This is a genomic window from Pseudoalteromonas sp. MM1, from assembly GCF_030296835.1.
Classification (GTDB): domain Bacteria; phylum Pseudomonadota; class Gammaproteobacteria; order Enterobacterales; family Alteromonadaceae; genus Pseudoalteromonas.
Map to the genome: position 1 here is coordinate 454,093 of NZ_AP027922.1, position 18,333 is coordinate 472,425.

Annotated in this window: 12 protein-coding genes; 5 read left to right on the forward strand and 7 right to left on the reverse strand. The window is 39.0% G+C overall.

Annotation, left to right across the window (positions count from 1 at the left end; translation table 11 throughout):
• Position 1 precedes the first annotated feature (1 nt).
• A complete protein-coding gene (locus QUE46_RS02000) occupies positions 2 to 3,475 on the forward strand; it encodes an ATP-binding protein (RefSeq protein ID WP_286246007.1) in 3,474 nt (1,157 codons plus the stop codon).
• Between the two features lie 199 nt (positions 3,476 to 3,674).
• Here the strand turns inward: QUE46_RS02000 and QUE46_RS02005 are convergent, their stop codons facing one another.
• Together QUE46_RS02005 and QUE46_RS02010 are read right to left on the reverse strand one after the other, a co-directional pair.
• Positions 3,675 to 5,063, reverse strand: coding sequence for a DEAD/DEAH box helicase (locus QUE46_RS02005; protein WP_286246008.1), 1,389 nt, complete (start codon positions 5,061 to 5,063; stop codon positions 3,675 to 3,677).
• Complete coding sequence (locus QUE46_RS02010; RefSeq protein ID WP_286246009.1) at positions 5,057 to 5,641, reverse strand: hypothetical protein; 585 nt, start codon at positions 5,639 to 5,641, stop codon at positions 5,057 to 5,059. Before QUE46_RS02010 ends, QUE46_RS02005 begins: the two co-directional genes overlap by 7 nt.
• 105 nt (positions 5,642 to 5,746) lie before the next feature.
• Between QUE46_RS02010 and QUE46_RS02015 the strand changes: the two genes are divergently transcribed.
• On the forward strand, positions 5,747 to 6,052 hold the full coding sequence (locus QUE46_RS02015; protein ID WP_286246010.1) for a helix-turn-helix domain-containing protein: 306 nt from the start codon (positions 5,747 to 5,749) through the stop codon (positions 6,050 to 6,052).
• Positions 6,053 to 6,134: 82 nt separating this feature from the next.
• Here QUE46_RS02015 and QUE46_RS02020 read toward each other — a convergent pair whose 3' ends face one another.
• Positions 6,135 to 7,424: a pentapeptide repeat-containing protein gene (locus QUE46_RS02020; protein ID WP_286246011.1), complete on the reverse strand. Its 1,290-nt coding sequence runs from the start codon at positions 7,422 to 7,424 to the stop codon at positions 6,135 to 6,137.
• Positions 7,425 to 7,683: 259 nt separating this feature from the next.
• On the opposite strand from QUE46_RS02020, the gene QUE46_RS02025 reads away from it, so the two are divergent.
• The 3 genes from QUE46_RS02025 to QUE46_RS02035 are packed head-to-tail and all read left to right on the forward strand — an operon-like array spanning position 7,684 to position 14,217.
• The gene (locus tag QUE46_RS02025) at positions 7,684 to 9,300 is read left to right on the forward strand and encodes a class I SAM-dependent DNA methyltransferase (RefSeq protein WP_286246012.1); all 1,617 of its coding nucleotides are present in this window, start codon (positions 7,684 to 7,686) and stop codon (positions 9,298 to 9,300) included.
• Positions 9,290 to 10,852 carry a restriction endonuclease subunit S gene (locus QUE46_RS02030; RefSeq protein ID WP_286246013.1) on the forward strand — a complete coding sequence of 521 codons (1,563 nt, stop codon included), beginning with the start codon at positions 9,290 to 9,292 and terminating at the stop codon, positions 10,850 to 10,852. Before QUE46_RS02025 ends, QUE46_RS02030 begins: the two co-directional genes overlap by 11 nt.
• Positions 10,853 to 10,911: 59 nt before the next feature.
• Positions 10,912 to 14,217, forward strand: coding sequence for a type I restriction endonuclease subunit R (locus QUE46_RS02035; RefSeq protein ID WP_286246014.1), 3,306 nt, complete (start codon positions 10,912 to 10,914; stop codon positions 14,215 to 14,217).
• A 67-nt stretch (positions 14,218 to 14,284) separates the two neighbouring features.
• Here the strand turns inward: QUE46_RS02035 and QUE46_RS02040 are convergent, their stop codons facing one another.
• The 4 genes from QUE46_RS02040 to QUE46_RS02055 are packed head-to-tail and all read right to left on the reverse strand — an operon-like array spanning position 14,285 to position 18,196.
• A complete protein-coding gene (locus tag QUE46_RS02040) occupies positions 14,285 to 15,238 on the reverse strand; it encodes an alcohol dehydrogenase catalytic domain-containing protein (protein ID WP_286246015.1) in 954 nt (317 codons plus the stop codon).
• 1 nt (position 15,239) lies between these two features.
• Entirely contained in the window at positions 15,240 to 16,058 is an 819-nt protein-coding gene (gene dkgB, locus QUE46_RS02045) for a 2,5-didehydrogluconate reductase DkgB (RefSeq protein ID WP_286246016.1), read from the reverse strand.
• A 10-nt stretch (positions 16,059 to 16,068) separates the two neighbouring features.
• Positions 16,069 to 16,983 carry an LLM class flavin-dependent oxidoreductase gene (locus QUE46_RS02050; RefSeq protein WP_286246017.1) on the reverse strand — a complete coding sequence of 305 codons (915 nt, stop codon included), beginning with the start codon at positions 16,981 to 16,983 and terminating at the stop codon, positions 16,069 to 16,071.
• Between the two features lie 37 nt (positions 16,984 to 17,020).
• Entirely contained in the window at positions 17,021 to 18,196 is a 1,176-nt protein-coding gene (locus tag QUE46_RS02055) for an MFS transporter (protein ID WP_058154130.1), read from the reverse strand.
• Positions 18,197 to 18,333: the final 137 nt, after the last annotated feature.

Genomic DNA, 18,333 nt, shown 5'->3' on the forward strand with positions numbered 1-18,333 from the left:
TATGAATATTCATGATAAAGGTAAGACAAGCTTTGTTGGTTCGAAGGTATTTTTAACAGTAGTTTCCTTTGTGTTTTGCATTTTTGGCTTATTCGCAGTTTATTTTTTTGAAGGGTACTTTAAAAATGATGTTTTAGGCTCAATTGAACAAGAGTTTACTGAGACTCAAGATCGCTTAAAAGAAATAGTAACTAGTTCAATTGCTGAGTCAAAATCAGATCTCCGCTTTTTATACTCGACTCCACCCATATCTGGTTTACCAAGAGCTGAATTTAATGATGGAATTGATCCATACGATGGTACTACATACAAACAATGGAAAGAGCGTCTAGAAACCATATTTATTGGTTTTATGGAAAATAACCTTGCAGTTGAGCAACTTCGTATTGTTGCTGTTACAGCCGAGGGTAAAGAGTTAATACGCGTGCAAAGGGTAGGTGCATCAGTAGAGGCTGTGCCTGATTACTCATTGCAGGCTAAAAGTGGTGAGCCATATTTTTTACCAAGCTCTCAACTCGAAACTAATCAAATTTACATGTCGCCACTTATTTTAAATAAAGAATTTGGTGAAATTGTTTTTCCTTACCAGCCAATGTTACGTTTTTCTATTCCCATCTTTAGTGATAAAGGAAAGCGATATGCATTTTTAATTATGAATGTAAATGCGAATTCACTCATTAATAATCTTAAACAGACAGTTTTCGATTACTCTGAGTTAGTCATTAGTAGTTCTGAAGGTGACTTTGCCTACCATCCTATTGAAGAATATCAATTTTCAAGAGACTTAAACCCTGACATAACGTGGGATAAAGTTTATAGTCAGAAAGTTCAATATCAGGGGCTCTATACGGTAACTTCAAAACTTAACCCTGAACTGCAGTTTTATGTACACTCTACAAAAGTGAATACAAGGCCTAGAAATAAGTATGGTTACATCAACTTTAATCTTTTAGTGCCTGAAAAGTACATAGAAATGTTAATTAATGAGAAGCGAGAAATTACTTATAGCTTCCTAGCAGCTATTGGTGTTTTCACTTCTATATTGCTTATAATGTTTTATAGAAATGCAACGAGAAGTCAGTTATTAGCGGAAGCTCGCAGAGAATCATCTGCAATAGTTGATGGGTCAATCGATGCAATCGTTGGGTTAAATTTAGAGGGGGAGTTAACAAGTATAAATAATACAGCGGAGCGTTTGTTATCAATTTCTAAAGTGACAGCATTAGGGAAACCAGCAATAGACATTGAGTTTCTCTCAAAATTACCCACCCACACCTACATTAATGATATTCAAAGCTCTAAATCACAAATTAAAGATGAATTATCTGATCAATATGGCGAAACAACGCTTCATTACGCTATATCCGTTAGCCCTGTTTTTTCTGAACACAATACTTTAATTGGACTCGCCTTAATTATTAGGAATATAACAAAAGAAAAAGATGCAGAGATAAAAGTAAAACGATTAAATACAGAGCTTGAAGCGAAAGTTCGAAAGCGTACTCAAGCGCTTGCAGAGGCCAAAGATGATGCTATCAAGCATAGCGATATAAAAAGTGCTTTCATCTCGAATATTAGCCACGAGCTTCGGACTCCACTGAATGGAGTCATCGGCACTTTAAATATTTTAAAACGCGAAGAGTTGTCAGATAAATCACGAAACCTTGTAGAAATGATGGATCTAAGTGCGTCTAATTTAAACTTATTAATAAATGACATACTTGATTTATCTAAGATTGAAGCGGGTAAGCTCGATTTAAACCTTAAAACAACTAATCTACAACTTCTAATCGAAAGACTTGTTGAATCAAGTGCTATTCGGGCCTTTGATAAAGGGTTAAATGTATATTTAGATACCAGTAAATTAAACTGTGGAAATGTTGAAACAGACCCGCTCAGACTCACCCAAATTTTAAATAACTTAATCAGTAATGCGATAAAGTTTACTGACAAAGGCTATATAAAAGTCATTGTTAGTTCTGAGCGCATATCGGAAGGTACACATGATTTAAAAGTGAAGGTCCAAGATACAGGAATAGGGATCGCGCCTAACACACAAGGACAATTATTTAATGCATTTCAGCAGGCAAGTACAGCAATATCAGAAAAGTTTGGGGGGACCGGGCTAGGCTTGTCTATTTGTAAACAATTATGCCAATTAATGGATGGAGACATTTTTGTCAGTTCAACTTTAAATCAGGGCAGTGTTTTTACCTTTAATATTAAAGTTCGGTGCACTGCAGAAAACATTCACGTTTCTAAAAAATGTTATGAGAATAAAATTATTTTGGTAGCGAGCAGTAATCAGAACCTCTGGAAGGTTTTGGATAAGACACTCAGCTTACAGGGCGGTATAGTCAGCACATGTTCTATGGCGGAATTGGGTGCACACAAAAGCAAAGCTTTTGACTACGTGTTCTTAGACTATGAAGATGATAGTATTAATAACATAGGTTCAATCATTGAAGTTTTAAGCGAAAATAATCAAAGTGCTCAGTTTATAACACTTCATCAACCAGGAAACCCACTCCCTAGAAGTATTGCATCAAAAGTTTCTCAAATTACAAAGCCTGTTACCCAAACTGAGTTAGTACAAGTAGTTGGCTACGAAGTGCCAAAAAGTGAACCATTATATCTACTTTCTGAAACCAGCGGCTTTGAATTTTCAGATGATATCACTGAGCAATTGAACGATTGTACGATATTGATTGTCGATGATAACGAAATAAACATTGAAGTTGCTAAAGGCGCATTAGATGAGCTGCCTATAAATATTTTAACAGCAAATAATGGACAAGATGCAATTGAACTTTTAAATCATTACAACACAAATGAGAGGCAAATAAACTGCATACTACTGGATTGCCAAATGCCAGTTTTAGATGGTTATCAAGCGTGTGAAAAAATACGCGCAGGAAAAGTAGGAGAGTCGTTTATTGATGTTCCTATCATTGCAATGACCGCAAGCGCGATGGCAGGTGAAAAGGAAAAATGCTTAGCTGTGGGGATGAGTGATTATGTGAGTAAGCCAATTGAGGCAGTTAAAGTATTAGAAAAGGTCGTTAAATGGTCTTTATCAAGCTACGAGGGGCAATCTAAAGCAATGCCTCTTGCTGTTAATGAACTCGAAGAAGAAAAGCTGTGGGATCGCGAACAAGCCCTTGCACGATTATTAAATAAAGAAGTCTTACTAAATAAAATTTGTGAAGTGTTTGTTGTTAAAGCACCTATTAAAGTGCAGGAACTAATGGAGCAACACAAACAAGGGAATAGTGAAGAGGTCCGTCAAATAGCGCATGCGTTAAAAGGGATGTGTGGTGAAATAAGCGCTAACAAACTAAGAGAAGTATTTTCTGATATTGAGGTGGTAGCTGAGAAAGGTAATTTGGAAATAGGCGCTAAACTAGTCACGATCGAACAAATGATACCTAAGTTAGTAGAGGACATTATAAAAAGTACAGTGCCTTACAAGTAAGCTCTGCTTAAGTCTTAGAGAGGCGGTGCTAATTAGGGGGTCACTTTATATAAATTGCATAGAGCAATCCGCCGACACTAACTCTTTTTTGTCCAAACACGAGTTTACCCGACCGTCAGCCTCTCGCTCATAGGGGGCTGCCAGATGAAACCTAAGCTTAATAATTAAAACTCTCTGAACTGATGTGAATCACTCCAAATTACCCTACTAAAAATGTCTCTATTACCCGCTCTCTAAACCCACCAAAGGCTTGTAAAAAACTTGCTTCTTGAGGTTCAGTTTTCAGCTGATTTGATTCACTTAAGCCCCATGAAAATAATAAATCATCAATTTCAACAAACGGTTTACTATCGAGCTGAGTAGAGCCTGCTTTTTTATGAGTCTCGGTTCCAAAATACTCATTCGCTATAGCGTTATTTTTTATTAGCACGTAAGTGTCAGGTAGCTCTTGGTCAATTCTATTTGCAAAAGTGCTTAGTGTTTCTTCGGCTAGGGTGAATAGCCAAGCTTCTTGGTTGGGGGAATTGTTTACTCTTAATATACGGCCAAGCACCTGCCTAAAATAAAGCTCAGTTTTAACTCTGCTTAAATGACAACATACTTGTAGTCTTGGTATATCAGTACCTTCCGACACCATTCCAACGCTTACAATCCATTGTGTGTTGCTTAAGCGAAAATGGCTGATTCTATCGCCAGCATCACTTTCTTTGTAAGTAACTATGGTTGCTGATTGATGGAAAAGATCGGTGAGTACAGTCACTATTTGCTCTGCATGTTCAACAGAAGAGGCAACAATTAACCCTGCGGCATTGCTATTCTGCTGCCTAATAGTGGCAAGTTTACTTACTCCTTGAGCAACAATGTAATTAATGACAGCTTCGTGCTTAATTAGATCTTGGTAGGAAATCGATGGATCTTTTAGCAAAGACTTTAATGAGTTATAGGTTTTAGTTTCCTGTTTTGCTGTTGTTACCGAAATTTCTTCATTATCAATTAAAACAATTTTAGGGTTACGGCAAACGCCATCATTTACCGCCTGTTGCAGCGAGTAAGTGTAATTGCATTGAATTTTATCATCAGGGTCGCTATAAGTTGCCAGCGCGATAGGAAGAAGGTCAGAGCGCCAAGGTGTGCCTGTTAAAGCTAACGTAAAAGCAGCGTGCTGTTGAATGTTTTTAACAATATCTTGTCCCCATACATTGGCATCCTCAATGCTTGAACCAGCACAGTGGTGTATTTCATCAAACACCACTAACACGCGGTTGTTCCTTAATAGTTTCCAGTAGTCGTCATTAAAAAAGCGCATGTTTTGATAAGTATACGAGCAACCAACTGAGCCAATAACACCGTCAAAATTACAATTTAACCGCTTAGCAAACGTCATTCTAATACCATTGGCCACCTCACTAGAGGGTGAAAAGCAAATCACAAATTCTATTTGTTTAGTTTCAAATAAATACGCTGCAACTTCTGCCGCCAATACAGTTTTACCGGCCCCAGGTGTAGCTAAACAAAAAAAGTGCTTATTGCTTTGGGAATAATGCTTTTTAACTGCCGATAAGCAGGCTGTTTGCCAACCCCTTAGCATGGTTTTTTTTCTTTTATTTTATTACCCAATAAAGTCTGCAAAGCGTTTATTTTGCCAAGTAATTTAATCGACTTTTCTTTAGCTTGAGTGTGATGCAGTTGCAACTGTTCTTGCAGCTTAGGGTAGCGTGCAGAAAGGCGCTGATACTCTTTAGCTTCTTCAAGTACAGTATTTAAATCAATCTCGTATGTTAATAAATCTTTTTTAAGTTCTTCTTGGTACTCAATAACTTTAACAGTTTCGGTCGAAATATCAGGAACGCTAATATTTGCAGTATCTATTTGTTTTACTTTGCCTCGCCTAGAAGTAGGAACGATTTCTAAACTTGAAAAAAGCTCTGTTGTTGAATATATAACCTCCTTAGCTCCCTTATTTAATTTATCGGTTCGTTTTAAGAGTCCATTTGCAACATTACGAGTTAATTGGCGATATACAAACTTTCGGGTTTCTACTGAATCAGTAAACTCAGATTGTTCACGCAATAAAGCATCTTTAGCTTGTGTCACAGTGAAATTATTCATCTGTTTGATTACCAAAAGAAAATGTAAAAATACATTCATATTCGCTTGCTTACTCATTGCTAAACCTTACTACTCACCATAAACTTAGGATTCCTAAGTATACATGCTCATGTAAAAACTAGACAATCATTTAAATGTGAGAGTTACCAAGATGAAGCAACGGTGCAGGTTAAATCCTTTTTTACAGAGCGTCTTAAAGAGGCTCGAAAGCGAATGAAAATAAGCCAAAAAGAGTTAGGTATTAAAATAGGGATGGATCCAAGTTCAGCCAGTGGCAGAATGAACCATTACGAAACGGGTCGCCATATGCCCGACTTAGCTACTTTAAAAAAGCTAGCGACCGAGTTAAATGTTCCTGTAAATTACTTTTTTTGTGAGTCAGAAGAAAGCGCAACCCTCGCGTGTTTAATCGAAAAGCTAGATGACGAAGGTAAACGTAAGCTCATTCAATTATTAGAAACAGAATAGCAGCTTCTAATTTAAGCTGATCTAATCAAAGCCATAAAACTTAAAAGTAGCCGTATAGGGTGCTTCATACCTATAAGACTTTTTAAATTCTAAAGCGGTTACGCAGACCAAGCCCAACTAAGAATAGAAATACAAATGATGAGCTGGCGTAAGCATAGCTAAAAAGATAAAAGTTTTCAGGTAATTGCTTTTCAAATAGCACTTGCGCACCATACTCTCTAGCTTCCTTTGATATTGATAAAAAAGGAGTTATTGTGGCTATAGATAAAGTTACAGCTGGCTTGTAAGTATTTTTTATCTCAATATCTGACTTTGAAATTATATACGAATTAAAAAGAAGAAAAGATATAGCTAGCAGAAGCAGGGGGCGCATTATACTTTGCCCATAGTTACTGGTAACAGAATAAATTATATCCATAACTGACTGCACAATATTGAGCCTACCCCATCTTTTAGCTCTAAGTTCATCCGCATGAAAAGCCAGAGCCATATCATGGCTCTTATTTTGTTCTGCAAGCTCTTTAAGTCTACATAGGCGCCCAATATCGAGTGTGTCAGTTGCTTTTTTTATTGGAGTAAAAAATATATTTTTGCGATTTAGTGTATATACCATAGAGGTTAAGTCAGTATGGTGGTTTAGCTTCGTACTTCTCAAATCTGGAACACAGTTAAAGTATCCACTAATATTAAAATCTTTTTCAAATACACTTCCTTTGAAAGACAGAGTTATTACTTTCTTTGCTTCAAGCTCATCGAAGTCGAAGGTGTCTGTACAGTGTATATACTCAAAAAAAACCTCTTCGTATGAGAATTTAGTATTCTTAAAGTGCGTACCGCCAGCAAAAGTTGAATGAGTAAAATCTACTACTTCGTGGAATGTATTACTTGGGAAGTAAGCTAACATTTCAAAATGAGAACAAGTGAATAGTGTGTTTCCTTTGAAATTACAATCACCAAAAACTACTGAGTTCTGAAAGTCAGCGCTGTGAAAAGACGCAATACCATTGAACGCAACATTATTGAATGAGGCATCTTGGGAAAATATAGCTCTTGAAAAGTCTACGGTTTCTTTAAAAGTGGCATTGTCGAATATTGCAGGAATATTAAATTCAGTATTTGAAAAATCAGCTAAATGATGGAAAGTGTAGTTAACGAATGTTAGAGCTGAAAAGTCACCTTCTGCATTTGCTTTTAATAAAACTTGATTACTGGGAGAAATTTTTAGTAATTCAGATATTGAGAATTTCACGCCGCTAAAATCAACACCCATATCCGGGTTGTTCTTTGCCCACTCATTCCAAGCATCTTTCCCCTGAAGCCATAGAGCTACACTAGCTTCCTTATTTAATAAGTTTGGTTTTTTAAATTCCATTTTTGACAATATCCCTTAAAGTAAACACAGCCCTATGTTTTATCATAAGTAAAAAGCTATTTCACTTTTGATCTTTAGTAGATGCAGAATTAATCCAATAAAAACCTAGATAGTCTTCTTTATAATTACCATTATTTAGTTAGTGCTTTAATCCTCTACTTTAATACCAATTTATTACTAATTAACACTCAAAAAAACACGACCTTTACGGTATGATAAGCCAATAATTTATATTGATATTCTTGCAAAGAGAGACCACATGGACGCTGCATCAAAAAAGCCTGCAACTAAAAAAGCCACAAAAAAAACACAAGTCGGGTTTGAAGAATCCCTTTGGGATGCTGCCAATAAACTGCGCGGCAGTGTTGAATCAGCCGAATACAAGCACATTGTTTTAAGCTTAATCTTTCTTAAATTTATTAGTGACAAGTTTGAAGGGCGTAAAAAAGCCATTGCCAGCGAATACGGTGATGAATACATCGATATGGTCGACTTTTACGCGATGGATAACGTGTTTTACCTACCAGAAGACGCACGCTGGTCGTATATTCAAGCCAACGCTAAGCAAGGCGATATTGCCGTTAAAATAGACACCGCACTGCACGCGGTTGAAAAAAACAATAAATCACTCGCCGGCGCATTGCCCGATAACTACTTTTCGCGCTTAGGGCTTGATGCCAGTAAGCTCTCCGCGCTTATCGATACCATTAATAATATCGACACCATTGTCAACCAAAACGAAAAAACAGAAGAAGACTTAGTTGGCCGAGTGTACGAATACTTTTTAGGTAAATTTGCCGCATCTGAAGGTAAAGGCGGGGGCGAGTTCTATACACCTAAGTCAATTGTTACCCTCATAGCCGATATGATAGAACCATTCGAAGGCAAAATTTACGACCCTTGTTGTGGCTCGGGCGGTATGTTTGTGCAATCGCTTAAGTTTATTAATAGCCATAACGGCAACCAAAAAAATGTGTCTATTTATGGGCAAGAGTACACTAACACCACTTATAAACTGGCTAAAATGAACCTTGCCGTGCGCGGCATATCGGGCAATTTAGGCGATGTGGCAGGCGATACCTTTTTTAAAGATCAACACCCCGACTTAAAAGCCGATTACATAATGGCAAACCCACCGTTTAACCAAAAACAGTGGCGCGCCGATAACGAACTCGTCGATGATGCCCGTTGGGCAGGTTACCCAACACCGCCTACCGGTAATGCCAACTATGCATGGATAATGCATATGATCTCAAAACTTAGCGAGCATGGCACCGCAGGCTTTGTACTGGCTAATGGCTCAATGAGCTCTAACACCAGTGGCGAGGGCGATATTCGCCAAAAAATAATCGAAAACGATTTAGTCGATTGTATGATAGCCCTACCAGGGCAGTTGTTTTACACCACACAAATTCCGGTGTGTTTATGGTTTATAAGTAAAGATAAAAAAGGCAATAACGAAAAAGGCATTCTAAAACGCCGCGACCGCCAAGGCGAAACGCTATTCATAGACGCCCGCGAAATGGGCTCTATGGTTAACCGTACTTTAAAAGAGCTCACCAACGACGACATAGCTAAAATAACCGAAACTTACCATCTTTGGCGCGGCGAAGAGCTTACGGCAGATAAAGAGCAAGAGTATCAAGATGTTGCTGGTTACTGTAAATCAGCCACCCTTACCGATATTAAGGCAAACGACTACGCACTGACCCCAGGGCGCTATGTCGGCGCGGCTGATATTGCAGACGATGGCATCCCGTTCGAAACTAAAATGAGCGAGCTTAGCCAAACACTTTATAGCCAAATGAGCCAAAGCGATGAGCTTGATAAAGCCATTCGTAAAAACTTGGAGGCGTTGGGTTATTATGGGGAGTAATTGGAAAAGGTATTCGTTTGAAGATTGTATGGAAGCAATTATTGACTATCGTGGTAAAACACCAAAAAAAACAACATCAGGGATACCTTTAATAACAGCTAAGATTATTAAAAATGGTTCTATTCAGCCAGTAAAGGAATTTATAGCAGAGGACGATTATGAATCTTGGATGCGACGTGGAATCCCTAAAGCTGGTGATGTTGTCTTAACAACCGAAGCTCCTTTAGGAGAGGTTGCGCAACTAGATGAGCGAAAAATAGCTTTAGCTCAAAGGGTAATAACTTTGCGTGGTAAAGCTAAATTTTTGGATAATACTTTTTTAAAATACTTGCTTATATCCAATGACGTTCAACATCAACTTGATGGTCGTGGTACTGGCACGACGGTTAAAGGTATTAAACAGTCAGAATTAAGACAACTCGAGCTACCGATACCTGACTTTAATACTCAATTGTCGATCGCAAAAATATTGGGAGATTTAGACAAAAAAATTCACCTTAATAACCAAACCAACCAAACCTTAGAACAAATGGCGCAGGCGTTGTTTAAAAGCTGGTTTGTTGATTTTGATCCGGTGTTCGACAACCTACTTGCGAATGTTGATTTTAACTTAGAAAACCTTGCAACTAGTCTGCCAGACGAGTTAAAACAAAAAGCACAGCGCCGCTTAGCGGCACTAAACAGTTTACACAATGCGACAGAATGCAAAGACTCACTCAGTGCGCTCGCTCACGAATTACAAGCGCAAACACAAGCATCAGAGCAAGTATTAGGTAAAGCCGCTGAAACACCTGTTAAAGCAAACTTTAACGCCAACCCTAAAATATTAACCCAACACGCCAACACCCATGCCCACTTCCCCAGTGAGTTTGAGCACAACGAACAGCTAGGCTGGATACCAAAGGGATGGGTTACAAAACCTTTTGGTGAATTATTAGAAAATACTATTGGTGGTGATTGGGGGAAAGAGTTTGCTGATGAAAAACATACAATACAATCACGTATAATAAGAGGAACAGATATTCCAGCTCTCAAATCAGGTGGAGAAAGTAAGTCACCTTTACGTTGGGTTGAGGAAAAAAAGTTAAAAACTAGAAAAATCGAATTTGCAGATATTATTATTGAAATATCAGGTGGAAGTCCAACCCAGCCCACAGGTAGATCAATATTTATGTCTCAAGGTATCATAAAACGTCTAGGTGGGATTATTGAACCTGCAAGCTTTTGTCGTAGGTTTAGACCCTTAGATAAAAAGCTAGGCCTGTTAGCGTCTGTACACTTACAAAAAATATACGATGATGGAAAAACCTGGGAATACCAAAACCAGAGTACAGGAATTTCTAATTTCCAAACAAAAATTTTCTTAGAAAATGAGGTGGTTTTGATCCCCGATAATAAGGTATTAGGTATGTTTTATAACATAGCTATTAACTTTATTGACCGTAAGGACTTAGAAGAGTCTGAAGTTCTAACAAAACTCCGTGACACTTTGCTACCCAAGCTCATCTCTGGCGAATTACAAATACCTGATGTAGCCACTATGAAGAAATAGTAGATTAATAACCTGAGCTAAGCGTTTAAAGGCCAATATAAAAAGAATAAGGATGTTTGATGAAATTTACTGAAGCCAAATTAGAACAAGCGGTGGTTGAGCTATTAGGCGAGCAAGGCTACCCGCATTTACTAGGTGGTGAGCTCACTCGCAATAATAGCGAGGTATTAATTAAAGAAGACCTCCGTGCTTTTTTAACCAAGCGTTACGCTAAAAATAATATTACTACCGGCGAAGTAGACTCAATTGTTAAGCAACTAACAGATTTATCTCATAGTGATTTATACGAAAGCAATAAAACCTTTTGTAAGTGGCTAAGTGATGGCTTTTTGCTTACACGAGAGCGTGGCAGGGTTGCAGGCAGTGCAGCGCAAAAAGATTTGTATGTTCAGCTGCTTGATTACGATAACGTTGAGCAAGGCATTAAAAGTAGCCTAATAGCAGGCAGTGCTATGGCTGTTTTAGATAAAGTAAGTGAAGCAAGCGTTACTTATCTGCAAGACGACAATATTTACCGGTTTGTTACCCAGCTAGAAATAGAAAGCCCCACCAGTTACGACAATATTGAACTGCGTATTCCCGATGGCATTTTATATGTAAATGGATTGCCATTGGTGGTGTTTGAATTTAAAAGCGCGATACGCGAGCAAGCCCCCATATTTGAAGCCTATGAGCAATTAACTGTTCGCTATAGGCGCGCTATTCCGCAGTTATTTGTGTTTAATACCTTGTGCGTTATAAGCGATGGCGTAAACAACAAAATGGGTAACTTATTTGCGCCGTATCAGTTTTTTTACTCATGGGGAAAAGTAACGGGGCAAGAGCTCACAGCGCAAGAGGGGATTAACTCGTTACATACCTTATTGCAGGGCTTGTTTGATAAAGCGTGCCTTCGCGATGTAATGCGTAATTTTGTGTTCTTCCCCGACTCTGATAATAAAAACGCCGGTAAAAAAGAGATAAAAATTGTGCCGCGTTACCCGCAATATTATGCGGCTAATAAATTGTTCGAAAATATAAAGCTGCATTTAAAGCCACAAGGCGATGGTAAAGGCGGTACCTACTTTGGCGCGACGGGTTGCGGTAAAAGTTACACCATGCAATTTTTAACACGCTTGTTGATGAAAAGCGTTGAACTTAAAAGCCCCACCATTATTTTAATTACCGACCGAACTGATTTAGACGATCAACTTTCGCAGCAGTTTGGTAATGCTAAAACCTACATTGGCGACGATACGGTAAAAACTGTGACCAGCCGTACTCACTTACGTGAATTGCTTGAAGGGCGTAACAGTGGCGGGGTATTTTTAACCACCATTCACAAGTTTACCGAAGATACCCTGCTTTTAACTGATCGCACTAACGTTATTTGTATTTCTGATGAGGCGCATCGTAGCCAAGTAAATCTCGATCAAAAAATTACCATTACCGATAAAGGTGTAAAAAAGACCTTCGGTTTTGCAAAGTACCTGCACGACTCACTGCCAAACGCCACCTATGTTGGTTTTACAGGCACCCCAGTAGACGCGACTTTAGATGTATTTGGTGAAGTGGTTGACTCGTACACCATGACTGAGTCGGTTAAAGATGAAATAACCGTACGCATTGTATACGAAGGCCGCGCCGCCAAGGTGTGTTTAAACAATAGCAAGCTGGCAGAAATTGAGGCTTACTACAAAGAATGCGCCGATGCAGGCAGTAACGAGCTGCAAATAGAAGACAGTAAAAAAGCCACCGCTAACATGAATAGCATTCTAGGCGATCCTGACCGCATACGTGTATTAGCAAGGGACTTTGTTGAACATTATGAGAAACGCACTGAGGAAGGCTCTACGGTTGCAGGAAAGGCGATGTTTGTGTGTAGCTCGCGCGGGATTGCCTATCAGCTGTATCAAGAGCTAGAAGAACTGCGCCCACAGTGGTTTGATGTAGTAGACACTGATGACGCGCAAAAGCTATCAGATACCGAGCGAAAGCGCGCTATTAGCGAAGGCCGTATTGCCGCCCCTTCTGAAAAAGTAAAAATGGTGATGACGCGTGGCAAAGACGACGTTGAACGCTTATATAATTTACTTGGCAGTAAAGACGAGCGTAAAGAGCTTGATAAGCAGTTTAAGAACAAAAACTCAAACTTTAAAATAGCCATAGTGGTAGATATGTGGCTAACCGGTTTTGACGTGCCATTTTTAGATACCATGTACATAGATAAACCACTGCAAAAGCACAGCTTAATACAAACTATTTCGCGGGTTAATCGCCAGTTTGAAGGCAAAGATAAAGGGCTAGTGGTTGACTACATTGGTATTAAATCTGAAATGAATAAAGCGTTAGCGCAGTATTCAAAAACAGACGAAACTAATTTTGAAGACATTACCGCCTCGGTTATCGAAGTAAAAAACCACTTAGCGCTACTTGCTCAGTTATTTCATAAATTTGACAGCAGCCCGTATTTTACCGGTGAAGCCGTTGCACAGCTTAATTGTTTAAACCACGCCGCCGAGTTTGCGCTTATTACCGAAAAACGCCAAAAGCGCTTTATGGATTTAGTTAAGCGTTTAAAAGCCGCTTACGATGTATGCTGCGGCAGTGAAAAAATAAACGAGAGTGAGCGTAACCACATTCACTTTTACCTTGCCATTCGCTCTATTATTTACAAGCTAACCAAAGGCGAAGCGCCTGATACCGCACAAATGAACGCCAAAGTACGCGAAATGATAAGCGAAGCCCTACAAAGCGACGGCGTTGAGGAAGTATTTAAACTCGGCAATGAAGACGGCGGCGAAATCGACATTTTTAATGACGACTACATCGCCAAAATAGAAAAAATAAAACTCCCCAATACCAAAATAAAAATACTGCAACAAATGCTAGCTAAAGCCATTGGCGAGCTTAAAAAAGTAAACCAAACCCAAGGTATCGATTTTACTAAACGCTTTGAATCTCTGGTACAGCGCTACAACGAACGAAAAGAAGATGACGTATTGGTAAGTAGTGTACTTGATGACTTTTCAGAAAGCATGGTTGATATGATTTACAGCGTACGCGACGAAATGAACGCCGGCGACGAGCTAGGAATCGATATTGAAGAAAAAGGCTTTTACGACGCCCTAAAAATGTTAGCGGTTAAGTACGACTTTGACTACCCCGAAGATAAACTAATAGAGCTCGCCCAAGCAGTAAAAGTTATCGTAGACGACAAGGTAAAATTTGTAGATTGGAATAACCGTGACGACATTAAATCATCGCTCAAAGTCGAGCTGATTTTAATACTCGCTAAATTTAAATACCCACCAATCAGCCGCGATGAAGTGTATAAAGAAATATTTGAGCAAGCGCAGAGTTTTAAAGCGAATAAAAAAGTTTAAATTACTAGGCTTAGTTTGGATGTGATTTATGGAGTTCACCATTTAAAGCGAGCTCCATAAAAAAGCGTTATAACGCACTTTGGCTAACTACGGTTTTTGCGTTTGATTGTTCACTAAAAGCAAGTGCCTCATTAAGTTTTTCAAATGGAAACACTTTAGGTGTATCAGTGGTTAGGGTTTGGTTATCTAACTGGCTTATTAATGCCTCTCCCTCTTTTATGAGTTCAGCCCAGTCTTGCTCATATCCATAGTTGTGCAACGCGCCAAGAGCAACTTCATGATACGAGATTGAGCTGGTAAATGCAGGGAACAGCGGTTCCTCAATTCTATCTTGAATACAGACTAAGTGGCCGTTAGCTTTAAGGTAGCTTGCAAGTTTAGTAGCACTTTGTTGGCCTTTAGCATCAAATACGGCGCGGTATTGTTGCTGGCATTGGCTTTGCTCTCTCAGCACTTTATTTACACCAAGTGATAAGGCCTCTGTCTTATTCGCACTTGGGCTGAGTAAATCGATTTTAACGCCATTTTTATGGAGCAGCTGTATAAGGATTTTGGTAACTGCACCAAAGCCAGAAACCAACACCTTTTTATTTTGCATGCTTGGCACTTTATTAAATGCCTGTATTGCAGTGAGCATAGGGCACGGTAAGCTTGCAGCCTTAGATAAAGAAAAGCTTTGCGGAAGTCTCATTACTCGTTGAAATTTTAACACTGTGTATGTTGCAAAACTGCCAGGTAAAAGCAGCGATTGATGATAGCAAACCGAGCTGCCTATAAACTCTTTAGGTACGCTAGCGCCTGTTTTAATAACAATTCCTGCGCCATCCACACCAGGTATAAAGCCTGACGGCCAAGCTAATGGGTTGGCTTTTATAAATTTCCAATCAACAGGGTTTATACCAATTGCTTTGTTTAAAACAACAATTTCATTTTCGTTTATGTTTAAAGGTGGTGCAATTGAAGATAGAAGCAGGGGGGAGCCTGCCTCTTCAAACTGCCACGCTAAATCGCAGCTGTTCATTTTAGTTATCCCACTGTGGAGAAAAGTCAGGTGATGCTTGGCGATCGTTTTTATTTAATTGATCAATCGCGGTTATTTCTTTAGCACTAAGTGTTAAATCAGGGCCAGCTAAATTAGTTATTAGATTACTTCTTTTAGTTGATGAAGGAATCGTTGTTAATCCATTCGCAAGTGCCCACGCAATAACAACCTCAGAAGGAGCCTTATTATGACTATTGGCAATATCAATAATGGTTTCATCTTTGAGAACTTTACCAACAGCAAATGGCATATAACCTGTCACATGAATGTTATTTTCACTGCAAAATTCGCGTAATGACTCGTTTGTTAAGTAAGGGTGAACTTCTACTTGGTTAGTAAAAATTTCACCGTTAGGCAAAATAGCCATAGCCTGTTTAAGCAAGTCAATAGTGAAATTTGATACGCCAATATTTTTAGCAAGGCCTAGCTCTTTAGCTTTAACTAGCTCACCTAAATACTCTTCCATCGGTTCATCGTTCTCTGGAGATGGCCAGTGTATCAATAACAAATCTACATAATCAGTTTGCAGTTTATTTAGGCTTTCTTTAACACTATCAATGAATGATGCTTTGTTTAAGTTAGCATTCCATACTTTTGTAGTGATAAAAATATCGGCTCTAGCTACGCCGCTGTCACTAATAGCTTGGCCTACTTGCGCTTCGTTGCCATAAATTTGTGCAGTATCTATATGCTTATAACCAACTTCTAACGCCATTTTTACAGAGTTGTAAGCCACTTCGTCTTCTAAGCGAAAAGTACCCATACCTAATTTTGGCATTGTGTTTAAATTTATGTTCATTACGTGTCCTTTATTTATGAAAAACGGGTAAGACATTTTTTGCTATGTCTTCCATGCTTTGTTCGATATTTATTTCATTGCGTCTAAAATGAAGGCCAATATGATCTACGCCAGCAGCCTTCATGCTGTTTAGCTCTTTTATTAAGCCATTGACTCCGGTTCTAACCCCAAAGTGGTGTCTCTCAATGGGTGCGTCTGGGTTGTCTACAAAATCTAAATGAATAAAGCTTACATAAGGTTTGTCACCTGCAACGCTTCGCCATAGCGCTACACGTTTTACATGATCGTCAGGTGTACCTGGATACGCTAACCATCCATCGAGGTTTTCACCTATAAATTGCGGCGATTGTTGTGCAAGGCCTGCGGCGTAAATAGGGTATTGCGCTACTTGAGGGTATATTTTTTGCCCCGGTTGTAATTGAGAGTCAGACTCATCCTTTAACACCTCAATAGCTTCTCTAAAAAGCTGGCCACGAGCGGCGTAATCAACATTAAATAAAGGATATTCTGAGGGTCTATCACCACTTGCTACACCTAAAATTAAGCGGTTGTTGCTTAGCTCAGCCATTGTGTTCGCTGATTTTTTCACAAGCCAAGGCTGTCTTAATGGCAGAACAACAGCCGCAGTACCTAGTAAAATATTGTTTGTAATACCCGCTAGGTAGCCTAAGTATGTAAACGCTTCAAATACTTGTGCAGCATCACCAAAGTTAGGGTCGTACAGTGGCACGTCTCTTACCCATGCAGTACTAAAGCCAAGCTCATCGGCTAATATAATGCGCTCTTTATGCTGCGACATATCAGGCACACCAAAAGGCTTGCCTTCTTTAATTCGTTTTTGTTGGCCATCTCTTGACCAGTCATTGTCTAGTGGCAGTTCAACACCAATTGAAAAGCCCAAGTTTTTTAATTTATCAATAGTCATAATCAGCCTCTTTCGAAGAAAAAATTCGGGATTAAATTTAAATAGCTTTCACTTGTTCTCGTGAATCTAGAAAACCCGATAGTCGTGTTAATACAATGGCAAATATAACAATTGATGCGCCTACCCAAGGTGTGTCCATTAACTCCATGTCTTCTACAACAACACCGCCAATGATTGAGCCAATTGCAATACCGACATTAAAAGCGGCTATATTTAAACCAGATGCAACATCTACAGCATTAGGCGTATGTTTTTGTGCTAGCTGCACAACATAGACTTGCAGACCTGGTACGTTACCAAAAGCGAAGGCGCCCCAGATAAGTAGTGTTAAAACAGCGCCAATTTGATTACCAGCTGTAAATGTAAATACAAAAAGAATGATAGCGAGTGCGCTAAAAATACCTGTTAACGCTTTTACTGGCCCCATGCGGTCAGCTAGTTTTCCACCCCAAATATTGCCTATTGCTACTGAAACTCCATAAACAAGCATAATTAAGCCAATTGAACTGGATTCGAAACCAGAAACCTGCTCTAAAATTGGGGCTAAATAGGTAAAGGCTACGAAAGTGCCGCCGTAGCCAACAGCTGTAATAGCGTAAACTAAAAGTAATCTAGGCTGTGTTAGCACTTTTAGTTGCTCTGAGATTTTTGCCGGTACCGCTTTTTTTAAGTTTGATGGTACAAGAATCGCGCTACCAATAAGTGCGATTAAGCCCAATATAGAAACGATTAAAAATGTTGCTCTCCAGCCCAGTTCTTGCCCAATCCACGTACCTAAAGGCACACCGGTCACTAAGGCTACGGTTAAGCCTGTAAACATGATTGCGATTGCGCTGGCTTCTTTTTCTTTAGCAACTAAGCTCGTTGCAATGGTTGAACCAATAGAGAAAAACACGCCATGAGCCAACCCTGTTAGGATTCGGGCTACTATTAGGGTTTCATAACTTGGGGCTTGCCAAGCAAGTAGGTTACCTGCGACAAATAAAGCCATTAAAACCAATAAAACAGATTTACGATTCCAACGACCGGTTAATGCTGTTAGCACTGGCGCACCAATAGCTACACCAAGTGCGTATAAGCTGACTAATAAGCCTGCTGATGGTAGTGAAACACCTAAGTCTGCTGCAATAGTTGGTACTAAGCCAACAATTACAAACTCAGTTGTTCCTATAGCGAATGCGCTGAGTGTAAGCGCCAATAATGCTAAGGGCATTTGTAGTTCCTCAAATAATTAATGTGGGGTAATTTTCATCTAATTTAAGGAGAAGAAACACAGCGTATTTCTCAAAACAATTTTGTTAAAAATGCAAAAGTAAAAATATTAGCTTGTTATTTTTAATATAATACGGG